Genomic DNA, 12,758 nt, shown 5'->3' with positions numbered 1-12,758 from the left:
CCCTGCCTGGGGCAGCGGTAGCGTGGGCGCCCGTACGCGGCGGCCGGACCCCGGCGCCGACACCTCCTTCCGACACGAAACCAGGGGACCCGACCATGAGCGGCACCCGGCCGGAGCCCGGCGCCAACCCCGTCGCACACGCCCTGCAGCTCGCCCGCGAGACGCTGCCGCCGATGCACCCGGCGGGCCGCCCGTTCGTGGCGGGCGGCGCGGTCGCGACGCTGCTCGCGCGCCGGTTCTCCAAGCGCCTGGGCGTCCTCGGCGCGCTGACGACCGTGGCGATGGCCGCGTTCTTCCGCGAGCCGAAGCGGGTCCCGCCGCCGCGTGACGGCGTCGCGCTCGCGTCGGCCGACGGGCTCGTGTCGCTGATCGAGGAAGCCGTCCCGCCCGCCGAGCTGGGCCTGCCGGCCGAGCCGCGGATGCGCGTGTCGGTGTTCCTCTCGGTGTTCGACGTGCACGTCCAGCGCGTGCCGGCGAACGGCGTGATCGAGCGCGTCGCCTACCGGCCGGGCAAGTTCCTGTCCGCCGACCTGGACAAGGCCAGCGACGACAACGAACGCAACTCCGTGCTGATGCGCACCGAAGACGGCCACGAGCTCGTCGTCGTGCAGATCGCCGGGCTGGTCGCGCGCCGCATCCTCTGCGAGATCCGCGAGGGCGACAAGGTCGGCGCCGCTTCGACGTACGGCATCATCCGGTTCGGCTCGCGCGTCGACCTCTACCTTCCGCCGGGCTCGACGGTGCTGGTCTCCAAGGGCCAGCGCACGATCGGCGGCGAGACCGTGATCGCCGAACTCCCTGCCGCGCCTGCGAAAGGCTGATCGATGGTCCGCGTGACCACCCCGGGCGTCCGGCTGCTGCCGAACGCCATCACCGTGCTCGCGCTGTGCGCCGGGCTGTCGGCCGTGCAGTTCGCGCTGACGAAGAACTACGCGATGGCGATCGCCTCGATCGGCATCGCGGCGGTGCTCGACAGCCTGGACGGCCGGATCGCCCGCCTCCTCGACGCGACGTCGAAGATGGGCGCGGAGCTGGACTCGCTGTCCGACGGCATCTCGTTCGGCGTCGCCCCGGCGCTGGTCATCTACGTGTGGCAGACGGGTGCGGACCGGATCGGCTGGGTGGCGTCGCTGATCTTCGCCGTCTGCATGATCCTGCGGCTGGCGCGCTTCAACACGCTGCTGGACGACACCGAGCAGCCCCCGTACGCGAGCGAGTTCTTCGTCGGCGTCCCGGCCCCGGCCGGCGGCCTGCTGGCGATGCTGCCGCTGGTGGCCTACCTGCAGTGGGGTTCCGGCTGGTGGTCGTCGCAGTACGTCGTGTGGGCGTGGACGATCGCGATCGCGGCCCTGCTGATCAGCCGCATCCCGACGCTGTCGCTGAAGACGGTCAAGGCCCCGGCCAAGGCGATCGCGCCCCTGCTGATCGGCGTGGCCCTGCTGGCCGCGGCGATCATCCAGTTCCCGCTGGTCGCGCTGATCGCGGCGATGATCCTGTACCTGGCGCACATCCCGTATTCGGTCTACCGCCACCGCTGGCTGGCGGCGCACCCGGAGGCGTGGACGGTCCCGCCGCGCGAGCGCCGCGCGATCCGCCGCGCCTCCCCGCGCCGCCTCGGCCTGCGACGCCCGCTGCGTCGCCGGGTCGCCGGCGCGGCGATGCGCGCGGTCCGCCTCCCCCGCAACGGCGAGGCGGTCCGCACCCCGCGCGGCAACTCCCAGAACACCAACGGGCAGCGCCGCCGCTCGTGGCGTCAGATCGGCTTGCGCCGCAAGTAGCCCCGCATCGCTAGGGTGAACGGCGTGAGCCACCCGCAGATCACGCTGACCGTCCGGCACACCCCCTCCGCGCTGGACACCCGCCGCGGCGTCGTCCGGCTGCACCCCGAAGTCCTCGACGCGCTCGGCCTGCGGGCCTGGGACGCCGTGCACCTCACCGGGGCCCGGGTCAGCGCCGCCCTCGCCGCGCCCACCGACGAGGCCGATGTGCCCGGGATCGTCCTCACCGACGACGTCACCATGTCGAACCTCGGCGTCACCGAAGGCGCCGAGATCGTGGTCGCGCCCGCGGACGTCGCCGCGGCCAAGACCGTCACCGTCGCCGGGTCGCGGCTGGCCAGCGTCTCGGTCAGCCCGCACATGCTGCGGCTCGCCCTCATCGGCAAGGTGCTCACCGTCGGCGACGCCGTTTCCCTGCTGCCGCAGGACCTCGCGCCGACGCCGGGGTCCGATCCGGCCGGCCTGCGCGGTCAGCTGTCGCGGGCGATCGGGGCGACCTGGACCAACGAGCTGCTCACCGTCACCGCGACCGAGCCCGCGGGCACCGTCGCGGTCGGACCGTCCACTGTGGTCGTCTGGCGCGACGGCGCCCGGCCCGCCCCCGAGCCCGCCGCGCCCCGGACGGCGACCGCGCTCGTGCGCACCTCCGCCGTCACCGCGGCCGAAGAGTGGATCGACGCCGAGATCGTCGAGGACGAAGTCGTCGTCGTGGAGACGCTCGAACCCGCCGTCCCGCTGGCCGACCTGATCGGCGCCGAGGCGGCCGCGCGCAAGCTCGCCGAGTGGTTCGACCTGGCCTTCCACCGCCCCGAGCTGCTGGCCCGGCTGGGCGCGCCCGCCCACCTCGGCGTGCTGCTGTCCGGCCCCGAGGGCGTCGGCAAGGCGACGCTCGTGCGGTCGGTCGCCACCGAGGCCGACATCCGCGTCGTGCCGGTGGCCGCGCCGAACCTCGCCGTGCTGGACCCGAACGTCGCGGTCGCGCGCCTGCGCGAGGCCGTCGGCTCGGCCGGCGGGCCCACGGTGCTGCTGCTCACCGACGTCGACGCGCTGCTGCCCGCGGCCACGCCGCCGCCGGTCGCGACCGTCGTCCTCGAAGAGCTGCGGACGGCGCTGCGGCGCGAGCGCTTCGCCGTCGTCGCGACGACGGCCCGCGCGGAGTCCGCCGACCCGCGGCTGCGCGCCGCCGACCTGCTGGACCGCGAGCTCTCCCTCGCGCTGCCGGACGCGAAGACCCGCCGCGAACTGCTGAACGTCCTGCTCCGCGACGTCCCGCTCGACACCGGCATCGACTGCGGCGTCCTCGCCGAGCGGACGCCCGGGTTCGTCGCCGCGGACCTCATCGCGTTGCGCCGCGACGCCGCGTTGCGGGCCGCACTGCGCCAGCGTGACACCGACGAGCCGCGCATCTCGCAGCAGGACCTGCTGGACGCGCTGGCCACCGTCCGGCCGGTGTCGATGTCCACTTCGGACAACCTGGCCACCGGCGGCCTGACCCTCGACGACGTCGGCAACATGGTCGACGTCAAGCAGTCGCTCACCGAGGCCGTGCTGTGGCCGCTGCGGTACCCGGACTCGTTCGCGCGCCTCGGCGTCGAACCGCCGCGTGGCGTGCTGCTCTACGGCCCGCCCGGCGGCGGCAAGACGTTCCTCGTGCGGGCGCTGGCCGGCACCGGCGCGCTGAACGTCTTCGCGGTCAAGGGCGCCGAGCTGATGGACAAGTGGGTCGGCGAGTCCGAACGCGCGGTGCGGGAGCTGTTCCGCCGGGCCGCCGAGGCCGCGCCGTCGCTGATCTTCCTGGACGAGATCGACGCGCTGGCCCCGCGCCGCGGCCAGTCGTCGGACTCCGGCGTCGCCGACCGCGTGGTCGCGGCGCTGCTGACCGAACTGGACGGTGTCGAGCCGATGCGCGAGGTCGTCGTGCTGGGCGCGACGAACCGGCCGGAACTGGTCGACCCGGCGCTGCTGCGGCCCGGCCGGCTCGAGCGCCGCGTCTACGTGCCGCCGCCGGACGCCGAGGCCCGCGCCGCGATCCTCGCGGCCAGCTCGAAGAACACGCCGCTGGCGTCCGATGTGGACCTCACCGAGGTGGCGTCCACTCTGGACGGCTACTCGGCGGCCGACTGCGCGGCGCTGATCCGCGAGGCGGCGCTGACGGCGATGCGCGAGTCCCTGGAAGCCCGCGAGGTCACCGCGGCGCACCTGGAGACGGCCCGCAAGACGGTCCGGCCGAGCCTCGACCCGGCGCAGCTCGCGGCGCTGGAGGCGTACGCGAAAACGCAGGCCGGCGACTGACCTCCCGCTTTGCAGCACAAAGTAGGTGCGTCAGCTGCCCTTGTGGCCGGACTGGTATTCCTTCGTCACGATGACGATCACGCCGGGACTCGCGCTCTCGATGCCCGGGAACCGGGGCTCGGCCTTGATGCCGAACTCCTGCGCGAGCTGCTTGGCCGCGGCTTCCTCGTCGGTGCCCGGGCGGTAGAACGCCGTCGTCGTCGGGATGACGCCCTGGGAGTAGTTGCTGACCTCGTTGATCGTCCAGCCGCCACCGCGGAAGTCCTCCGCCGCGCGGTCGGCCAAGCCCTTGATCGTCGAGTTGTTGAACACCCGGACGGTCACCCACTTGTTGCCCGCCTGCTGGTCACCGGGCTGCCCCGGCTGGCCGGGCTGCCCCGGCGTGGGCTGGCCGGGCGCCGGAGTGGTCGACACGGGCGGGGTGGGCGAAGCCGGAGTCGACGTCGAGGGCGGGGTGGCCGTCGACGACGTGGCCGGCGGCGCCGACGTCCCGCCGGACGTGCCCGGCTGCGTCGCCGTGCCGCTCGGCCCGGCCTCGTTGGACCCGTTGCCCCCGCTCAGCGCGGAGATCCCGCCGATGACCGCGGCGATGATCGCCACGCCGACCAGGGCGACGCCCGCGGCCTTCATCGGCCGGGACATTCCCGAAAACACGCTCATTTCAGCTCGATCCCCAGTCGCCGGGCACCTCGTTTGCGCTGGCGGGCGGCGCGGGTCTTGCGCAGCCGCTTCACCAGCATCGGGTCGGCTTCGATCGCCTCCGGCTTCTCCAGCAGCTTGTTGAGCAGCTGGTAGTAGCGCGTGGCGGACAGATCGAAGCGTTCGCGGATGGCGTTCTCCTTCGCCCCGGCGTGTCGCCACCACTGGCGCTCGAAGGCGAGGATCTCGACCTCGCGTTCGGTCAGGCCGGGCACGGGCTTCGGCGGCGACGGCTGCGGCTCAGCCATCGACTCCGCGGCGTCCATCCGAGTCCCTCTCAATCGGGCGTCATGGCGAATCAGACCTAGCTCTTCCGCGGGCGCCATTCAACCACGGAAGCCGCCGCCGACGTGGGCATCGACGTCGGCGCGTCACGGTCTGATGCAGGTCTACCAGAAGGGTCCGACTAAACTGGCTCGCCGTGACCATCCACCCCATCGTTATCGCCGGCGAACCCGTGCTGCACCAGCCGACCCGGGAGATCACCGAGTTCGACGAGAAGCTTGGCACGCTCGTCGACGACATGTTCGAGACGATGTACGCGGCCGAGGGCGTCGGCCTCGCGGCCAATCAGATCGGTCTCGACCTGCGGGTGTTCGTCTACGACTGCCCGGACGACGAAGGCGTGCGGCACAAGGGCGTCGTGGTCAACCCGAAGCTGGAGACGTCGGAGATCCCGGAGACCATGCCGGACCCGGACGACGACTGGGAGGGCTGCCTCTCGGCGCCCGGCGAGTCGTACCCGACGGGCCGCGCGAAGTGGGCGAAGGTGACCGGCTCCGACATCGAGGGCAACCCCATCGAGGTCGAGGGCACCGGCTACTTCGCGCGCTGCCTGCAGCACGAGACCGACCACCTGGACGGGTACATCTACCTGGACCGCCTGGTCGGCCGCCACGCGCGCGCGGCGAAGAAGATGTTGAAGCACAACAAGTGGGGCGTCCCGGGCAACTCGTGGCTCCCCCCGAAGACCCCCGAGGACGACGGCGCCGTCATCTGACCCGAAGGTCCGTGAATGGCACATTGAGGGACGCTAAGTCCCTCAATGTGCCATTCACGGCTTTCAGCAGCCGAGGAAGTGGCAGCTGACCACCTTCGGCGTCTCCAGCACCGAACCCGCCTTGACGTCCTGCGCGAGCCGGACGTACTGGGCGTGCGTCCAGGCCAGCGGGGTCGCCGACGTGTTCGGCGTGCCCGTCGGGAACCCGGTCTGCCCGGACGGCGGGTTCTCGTCCCACACCTGCTCCGGCATGGTCTCCGCCGAGCTGCTCACCCGGCCGAGGTCACGCAGCCGCCGCGCCGCCGACGACGGGTCGCCCAGCGTCAGCTCGTACTCGCCGCGCTCGCCGGCCAGCAGCGGCCACAGCCGGCCGAACGTCGTGCGGCTCTCGGCCGGGAACGTGTAGTCCCACGGCGAACCGTCGGCCTGCTCGCCGTAGCCGTCCTTCGTGTACCGGTGCCAGAACTGCCCGGTCGGCGTCGTGAAGGCGATGTCCTTGTCCGTCACCCGGATGCTGTTGCGGATCACCGGGTCGTCGGCGCGGTAGATGCCGAGCCGGACGAGGTCGAGGAAGCCCGCGTCGGTGACCGCGCGCTGGTCCATCGTCACGCTCGAGTTGCCGAGGTTGTACGTCGTCCCGGCGTTCGCGTTGGCGTCCTTCGTGAGGCGGACGAAGTACGGGGCCTTCGACAGCGGCCCGTTCGTGGTGATCGTCTGCTTCGGCAGGTCGGCCTTCATCTTGTCGGCCGCGGCGAGGTACCGGGCGGCGTCGGCGGCCGCGCCGTTGTGGGACGCGATGTCCGCCGCGCAGACGAGCCCGGCGATCACCGACGCGATCGTCGACGGGGACCAGCCGTCCTGCTCTTCCCACCGTTCCTGCTGCGTGTACGGCGAAGGCTGCCCGTTCGGACCCTGGTAACCGAGGATGAAGTCCGCGGCCTTCCGGACGCCGGGCCACAGGTCGTTCCGGCCCAGCTGCTGGGCCAGCACGATCGGGAAAGCGGTTTCGTCGAGCTGGATCGACGTCCAGTACGGGACGCCGTCGACGCGGCTGTTCTGCGGCATGTGCCCGTCGGGCTGCTGCTGCGTGCCGAACATGTAGGTCACCGCGCGGTTCGCGGCGCCGGTGTCGCCGCCGGCCGCCAGACCCGTCGCGATCTGGTAGAGGTCACGCGGCCAGACCAGGTGGTACGTGCCGGACGGCGACCACTCCGGGTCGTTGTTCCCGAACCGCCACGGCATGCTCGGCGACGCGATGAACGCGCCCGGGTGGTGCTTGTCCTCGCTCGCGGCCAGCGTCAGCATCGACGCCTTGTAGAGGTCGCGCTCGGCGTCGGTCTTCAGCGACGACGGCGGCTTGCTCACGCCGCGGAGGTACTGCTCCCACCCGCGGTCGTAGGCGCGCGTGATGTCGCGGACGCCGCGTCGCTGCGACGCCTGCGCGCTGCGGAGCGCGTCGGCAGCCTTCGCGCCCATGCCGAGCGCGAGGGTGACGTGCCGGTTGCGCAGGCCGTCGGCGCTCGTCTGCCCGGTCAGCAGGACGTTGCCCTTGGCGGCCGTGTCGTACTGCGCCAGCTTGAAGGTCTTCGTGAGCTGCGTGTTCCCGTCGGACGCGCCCGCGTAGCCGACGCTCGTCTTCGTGAAGGCGGGCTTGGCGGTCAGCGCGGCGGCGTTCGTGGCGTCCTGCGCGGTGACGGCGTCACCCTTGCGCGCGGCGGAGTCGTCGGAACCGTCGTTGGTCAGGTCCGGGTCGGCGACCGCGTAGAGCTGGTAGGGCCGCCCGGTGAGCGACTGGAAGTCGACGTCCACCAGCACCGTCGTGGCGGCCGGGTCGGTGACGTAGGTCTTGCGGAGGCGCCAGCGGTGCTGGTCGTCGGTGATGGTCTGCTCGTAGGTCAGGCTGTCGTCGTCGGTGCGCCGGACCTGCTGGGACTTCGCGGTGTAGTCCGCGACGGCGAAGCTGCGGCCGTCGGTGACGACGAAGTTCATCGAGCGGACGCTCGGCGTCGAGAGGTCCGGGTAGTAGACCTCGGACATCTGCCCGCCTTGGAGGGTGAACCAGACGTTGCTGGACCGGTCGTGGGCGGTCCCGAAGCCGGTCTTGTTCGCCGGCAGCCAGCTGGGATGGGCGCCCGGGGCGCCGGGCGCCTCGCCCTGGGCCACCGCGGTCGCCGGGATCAGGCCGGTGACCAGCAGCCCGGCGAGGGCGCCGAACATGAGTTTGCGCATATCAACCCCACAGAAGATCGCCTCTGCACCGTTACAGAAGCGCCTTGGGAGTCTGCCCGCCGGATCTTCACGGGCGCGTGGTCCGATCCGGTGAACCACTGACGGTCACTGGTCCGGTAAACCGCTTGCCCACCGTGTCCGGCGCCGACGACGATCGGGTGATGCCGAACCTGCTCGCCTTCATCCCCGCCGCCTTCCTCATCGCGATGGTTCCCGGCCCGGCGACGGTGATGCTGATCAAGCAGGCTTCCCGCGGGTCGAAGCGCAACGCCTTCGCGACCATCGGCGGGATCGAGGCCGGGGTGGCGTTCTGGGGCCTCGCCGCCGTGTTCGGCCTGACCGCGCTCCTCGCCGCTTCGCAGACCGCGTACGACGTTCTGCGGTTCGCGGGCGCGCTCTTCCTGATCTACCTCGGAGCCAAGGCCCTGTTCTTCCGGAATTCGGCCGATGAGAGGGAGGTCCGAGCCGGCGCGGGCTTCCGGGCCGGCCTGATCACGAACGTCAGCAACCCGAAGGCGGGCGTGTTCGCGCTGTCGTTCCTGCCGCAGTTCGTCCCGGCGCACGCGGGCGCCGGCGCGCTGCTGGTCTGCGTCGCGGCCTGGATCGCCGTCGACGTCGTCTGGTACTCGGCGCTGGCGCTGCTCGTCACCCGGCTCGGGCGCTGGCTGCGGCGCGAGAACGTGAAGCGGTGGCTCGAGCGGACGTCGGGCGGACTGCTGATCGGCTTCGGCGTCACCGTGGCGCTCGAGAGCTGAGTTCACCAGCAGCGAACGGACTTCCCGCCCACCCAGGCGCACACTTGAAGTACCTGCAACGGTGTAATCGAGGTGCCCTCATGGAAGATGCGATGGACGCCTACTCGCGCGCGGTCAGCACCGTCGCCAAGACCGTCACCCCGCACGTCGCCGGGGTGCAGCTCGCGCGCGGCAGCGGGTCGGCCGTCGTCTTCGCCGAGGACGGCCACCTGCTCACCAACGCCCACGTCGTCGCCGATCACCGCCGCGGCGTCGCGACCTTCGCCGACGGCAGCGAAGTGCCCTTCGACGTCGTCGGTGCCGATCCGCTGTCCGACCTCGCCGTGCTGCGGGCGCGCGGTGAAACTCCGTCGGCGGCCGTGCTCGGCGACGCGGACCGGCTCGTCGTCGGGCAGCTGGTCGTGGCCATCGGGAGCCCGCTCGGGTTCTCCGGCACCGTCACCGCCGGGGTCGTCAGCGCGCTCGGCCGGGCGCTGCCGGTGCGCCACGGCCGCGCCGGGCGGGTGATCGAGGACGTCATCCAGACCGACGCCGCCCTCAACCCGGGCAACTCCGGTGGCGCGCTCGCCGACTCCGCCGGCCGGGTCGTCGGCGTCAACACCGCCGTCGCCGGCGTCGGGCTCGGCCTCGCCGTGCCGATCAACGCGACCACCCGGCGGATCATCGACACGCTCGTCGTCGAGGGCCGGGTGCGGCGCGCGTACCTCGGCGTCGTCGGCGTGCCCGCGCCGCTGCCGGACGACGTCGCCGAGCGCACCGGGCAGCGCGCCGGGCTGCGGGTGCGCGAAGTCGTCTCCGGCGGCCCGGCCGACCGGGCGGGCCTGCGCGCCGGCGATCTCGTGCTGACGGTCGGGCGCACCCGCGTCTCGGACGCCCAGGGCATCCAGCGCCAGCTGTTCGCGGAGGTGATCGGCACCGCACTGCCGATCACCGTGCTGCGCAACGGAGCGATGGTCGACGTCTACGCCACACCGGCAGAGTTGGTCGGGTGACTTGAGTATCGCGCTCCGGCGTGGCATGGTCGGTGGCACAACACCAACGCGGGAGCTCGCGCCATGGCGGGCTGAGAGGGTGACTTGCGTTTCGCAGGCGTCACCGACCGCATGAACCTGACCGGGTAATGCCGGCGTAGGGAGTGAAAGTCGTTGACGACTTTGGAGAACAAGCACGTCTCCGTCACCACGGGTCCGATCACCGGTTCTCACAAGGTTTACCACCAGACCGAATCCGGACTGCGGGTTCCCGCGCGCCGGATCGACCTCTCGAACGGCGAACACTTCGACGTCTACGACACTTCGGGCCCGTACACGGATCCTGACGTGTCCATCGACGTCCACAGTGGACTCCACCGGCTGCGGGCCGGCTGGGCCGACGGGCGGGAGCACAACACCCAGCTCGGCTGGGCCAAACAGGGCGTCATCACGCGCGAAATGGAGTACATCGCGGCCCGCGAACGGGTTTCTCCCGCGTTCGTGCGCGACGAGGTGGCCCGTGGCCGCGCGGTGATCCCGGTCAACCGCAAGCACCCCGAGACCGAACCGATGATCATCGGCAAGAACTTCCTGGTGAAGATCAACGCCAACATGGGCAACTCGGCCGTCTGGTCGTCGGTCGAGGAAGAGGTCGACAAGATGGTCTGGGCGACCCGCTGGGGCGCCGACACGATCATGGACCTCTCCACCGGCAAGCGGATCCACGAGACGCGCGAGTGGATCATCCGCAACTCGCCGGTCCCGGTCGGCACCGTGCCGATCTACCAGGCACTGGAAAAGGTCGACGGCGAACCGGAAAAGCTGTCCTGGGAGATCTACCGCGACACGATCATCGAGCAGTGCGAGCAGGGCGTCGACTACGTCACCGTGCACGCCGGCGTGCTGCTGCGCTACATCCCGCTGACCGCGCGGCGCGTCACCGGGATCGTCAGCCGCGGCGGGTCGATCATGGCCGCGTGGTGCCTGGCGCACCACCAGGAGTCCTTTTTGTACACGCACTTCGAGGAGCTCTGCGAGATCCTCCGGCAGTACGACGTCACGTTCTCCCTGGGCGACGGCCTGCGCCCGGGGTCCATTGCGGACGCCAACGACCGCGCCCAGTTCGCCGAGCTGGAAACCCTGGGCGAGCTGACGCACATCGCGCGTTCGCACGACGTCCAGGTGATGATCGAAGGCCCCGGCCACGTGCCGATGCACAAGATCAAGGAAAACGTCGAGCTGGAAGAAAAGCTCTGCGGCGAGGCGCCGTTCTACACGCTCGGTCCACTCGCGACGGACATCGCCCCGGCGTACGACCACATCACGTCGGCCATCGGCGCGGCGCAGATCGGCTGGTACGGCACGGCGATGCTGTGTTACGTCACGCCGAAGGAGCACCTCGGCCTGCCGAACCGCGACGACGTCAAGACGGGCGTGATCACGTACAAGATCGCCGCGCATGCCGCCGACCTGGCCAAGGGGCACCAGTACGCCCAGGAGTGGGACGACGAGCTGTCGAAGGCCCGCTTCGAGTTCCGCTGGAACGACCAGTTCAACCTGTCCCTGGACCCCGACACCGCGCGGTCGTTCCACGACGAGACGCTGCCCGCCGAGCCGGCCAAGACGGCGCACTTCTGCTCGATGTGCGGCCCGAAGTTCTGCTCGATGCGGATCACGCAGGACGTCCGCAAGTACGCCGAGGAGCACGGTCTGTCCACTGTGGAGGCCATCGAGGCCGGCATGGCTTCGAAGTCCGCTGAGTTCACCGAGGCCGGCGGCAAGGTCTACCTTCCGGTGGTCCAGCCGTGACACCACCCACCGCCCTCACCATCGCCGGCTCGGACTCCGGCGGTGGTGCGGGCATCCAGGCGGACCTGCGGACGTTCTTCGCGCACGGGGTGCACGGGCTCGTCGCGCTGACCGCGGTGACCGTGCAGAATTCCCTTGGCGTGCAAGGCTTCACGGAGATCCCGGCGGACGTCGTCACCGCGCAGATCAAGGCGGTGGCGTCCGACATGGGCGTCAACGCGGCGAAGACCGGGATGCTGGCGACGGCCGAGATCATCCGCGCGGTGGCGAAGACCCTGGACGAGGTCGAGGTCGGCCCGCTGGTGGTCGACCCGGTGGCGGCGTCGATGACCGGGCACGCGCTGCTGCGGGAGGACGCCCTCGAGGCGATCCGCACGGAGCTGTTCCCGCGCGCGACGCTGATCACACCGAACCTGGACGAAGTCGGCCTGCTGACGGGGATTTCGGTGTCCGACCCGGCGTCCCAGCGCGCGGCGGCCGAGGCGCTGCTGGAGTTCGGGTCGCGGTGGGTCCTCGTCAAGGGCGGCCACATGACCGGCAGCACCTGCGTCGACCTCCTCACCGACGGCCGCGAGTACGTTTCGTTGAGCGGCCCGAGGTTCGAGACGGACAACACCCACGGCGGCGGCGACACGATGGCCTCGGCGATCACGTCGTCGCTGGCGAAGGGCGCCTCGGTGCCGGACGCGGTGGCGGCGGGCAAGAAGTTCATCGAGCGCTGCGTGGCGGAGTCCTACCCGCTCGGTGCGGGCGTCGGGCCCGTCTCGCCGTTCTGGGTGCTACCGGACCGGCGCTAGCTCCCGGCCGTCGTACTCCTCGCGTGACGAGCGGATCCGGTCGAAGTTCGCCTGGCTCCACGCGCTCAGCGCGATCAAGTGCGCCCCCACCTCCGTGCCCATCTCCGTCAGCGCGTACTCCACCGTCGGGGGCGTCGTCGGGTACACCGTGCGCGTCAAGAAGCCGTCGCGCTCCAGCTGGCGCAAGTTCTGCGTCAGCATCTTCTGGCTGATGCCGTCGACCGCCCGGCGCAGCTCGCCGAAGCGGTGCGGGCCGCGGGCCAGCGCGCCCAGCATCAGGGCCGTCCACTTGTTGGCCAAGAGGTCCAGAACGTCCCGGCACGGGCAGCTCCGGAGGTACACGTCCCAGGGTCCGTCCTGGTCACAGCTGGTTTCCACGAGGTACCTACTTTACGAACAAGTGCCTTCTGGCGAAAAGTGACGAACGC

12 protein-coding genes and 1 riboswitch are annotated in these 12,758 nt (G+C 71.2%); of the genes, 8 read left to right on the top strand and 4 right to left on the bottom strand.

What is annotated here, in order from left to right:
* Nucleotides 1–95: 95 nt before the first annotated feature.
* From BLV96_RS39380 to BLV96_RS39370, 3 genes are read left to right on the top strand one after another with little or no spacing between them, the layout of a single operon-like run.
* The gene (locus BLV96_RS39380; RefSeq protein ID WP_086684939.1) at nt 96–821 is read left to right on the top strand and encodes a phosphatidylserine decarboxylase; all 726 of its coding nucleotides are present in this window, start codon (nt 96–98) and stop codon (nt 819–821) included.
* A 3-nt stretch (nt 822–824) separates the two neighbouring features.
* Nucleotides 825–1,778 (top strand): CDP-diacylglycerol--serine O-phosphatidyltransferase, encoded by a 954-nt coding sequence (gene pssA / locus BLV96_RS39375; protein WP_086684935.1) that lies wholly within the window; start codon nt 825–827, stop codon nt 1,776–1,778.
* Nucleotides 1,779–1,802: 24 nt separating this feature from the next.
* Nucleotides 1,803–4,070: an AAA family ATPase gene (locus BLV96_RS39370; protein WP_086684933.1), complete on the top strand. Its 2,268-nt coding sequence runs from the start codon at nt 1,803–1,805 to the stop codon at nt 4,068–4,070.
* Nucleotides 4,071–4,100: 30 nt separating this feature from the next.
* On the opposite strand, the gene BLV96_RS39365 is transcribed toward BLV96_RS39370, so the two are convergent.
* Both BLV96_RS39365 and BLV96_RS39360 read right to left on the bottom strand, forming a co-directional pair.
* The gene (locus BLV96_RS39365; RefSeq protein WP_244180834.1) at nt 4,101–4,730 is read right to left on the bottom strand and encodes a LytR C-terminal domain-containing protein; all 630 of its coding nucleotides are present in this window, start codon (nt 4,728–4,730) and stop codon (nt 4,101–4,103) included.
* Nucleotides 4,727–5,035: a DUF3263 domain-containing protein gene (locus tag BLV96_RS39360; RefSeq protein WP_003101701.1), complete on the bottom strand. Its 309-nt coding sequence runs from the start codon at nt 5,033–5,035 to the stop codon at nt 4,727–4,729. The genes BLV96_RS39365 and BLV96_RS39360 overlap by 4 nt, the downstream gene beginning before the upstream one ends.
* A gap of 155 nt (nt 5,036–5,190) precedes the next feature.
* Here BLV96_RS39360 and BLV96_RS39355 point away from each other — a divergent pair, with 155 nt between their 5' ends.
* Nucleotides 5,191–5,769, top strand: coding sequence for a peptide deformylase (locus BLV96_RS39355; RefSeq protein ID WP_086674610.1), 579 nt, complete (start codon nt 5,191–5,193; stop codon nt 5,767–5,769).
* Nucleotides 5,770–5,832: 63 nt separating this feature from the next.
* On the opposite strand, the gene BLV96_RS39350 is transcribed toward BLV96_RS39355, so the two are convergent.
* Complete coding sequence (locus BLV96_RS39350; protein ID WP_086674609.1) at nt 5,833–7,998, bottom strand: glycoside hydrolase family 15 protein; 2,166 nt, start codon at nt 7,996–7,998, stop codon at nt 5,833–5,835.
* 134 nt (nt 7,999–8,132) lie between these two features.
* On the opposite strand from BLV96_RS39350, the gene BLV96_RS39345 reads away from it, so the two are divergent.
* The 4 genes from BLV96_RS39345 to thiD all read left to right on the top strand — a co-directional run bounded on the left by BLV96_RS39345 (nt 8,133) and on the right by thiD (nt 12,330).
* Entirely contained in the window at nt 8,133–8,753 is a 621-nt protein-coding gene (locus BLV96_RS39345; RefSeq protein ID WP_244180870.1) for a LysE family translocator, read from the top strand.
* A gap of 80 nt (nt 8,754–8,833) precedes the next feature.
* Nucleotides 8,834–9,745, top strand: a complete 912-nt coding sequence (locus BLV96_RS39340; RefSeq protein ID WP_086674608.1) for a S1C family serine protease — start codon at nt 8,834–8,836, stop codon at nt 9,743–9,745.
* Nucleotides 9,746–9,783: 38 nt separating this feature from the next.
* Nucleotides 9,784–9,905: riboswitch (TPP riboswitch) on the top strand.
* The gene (gene thiC / locus BLV96_RS39335; protein ID WP_143051090.1) at nt 9,899–11,533 is read left to right on the top strand and encodes a phosphomethylpyrimidine synthase ThiC; all 1,635 of its coding nucleotides are present in this window, start codon (nt 9,899–9,901) and stop codon (nt 11,531–11,533) included. It overlaps the preceding riboswitch by 7 nt.
* Complete coding sequence (gene thiD / locus BLV96_RS39330) at nt 11,530–12,330, top strand: bifunctional hydroxymethylpyrimidine kinase/phosphomethylpyrimidine kinase (protein WP_086674606.1); 801 nt, start codon at nt 11,530–11,532, stop codon at nt 12,328–12,330. The genes thiC and thiD overlap by 4 nt, the downstream gene beginning before the upstream one ends.
* Here thiD and BLV96_RS39325 read toward each other — a convergent pair.
* Entirely contained in the window at nt 12,313–12,708 is a 396-nt protein-coding gene (locus BLV96_RS39325) for a winged helix-turn-helix transcriptional regulator (RefSeq protein ID WP_086674605.1), read from the bottom strand. The two genes, thiD and BLV96_RS39325, sit on opposite strands and share 18 nt — an antisense overlap.
* Nucleotides 12,709–12,758: the final 50 nt, after the last annotated feature.

This window comes from Amycolatopsis pretoriensis (assembly GCF_900107925.1).
In the GTDB taxonomy this organism is placed as follows: Bacteria; Actinomycetota; Actinomycetes; order Mycobacteriales; family Pseudonocardiaceae; genus Amycolatopsis; species Amycolatopsis pretoriensis.
Note: the sequence above shows the minus strand (reverse complement) of the source record. Positions and strands in the feature narration are given on the sequence as shown.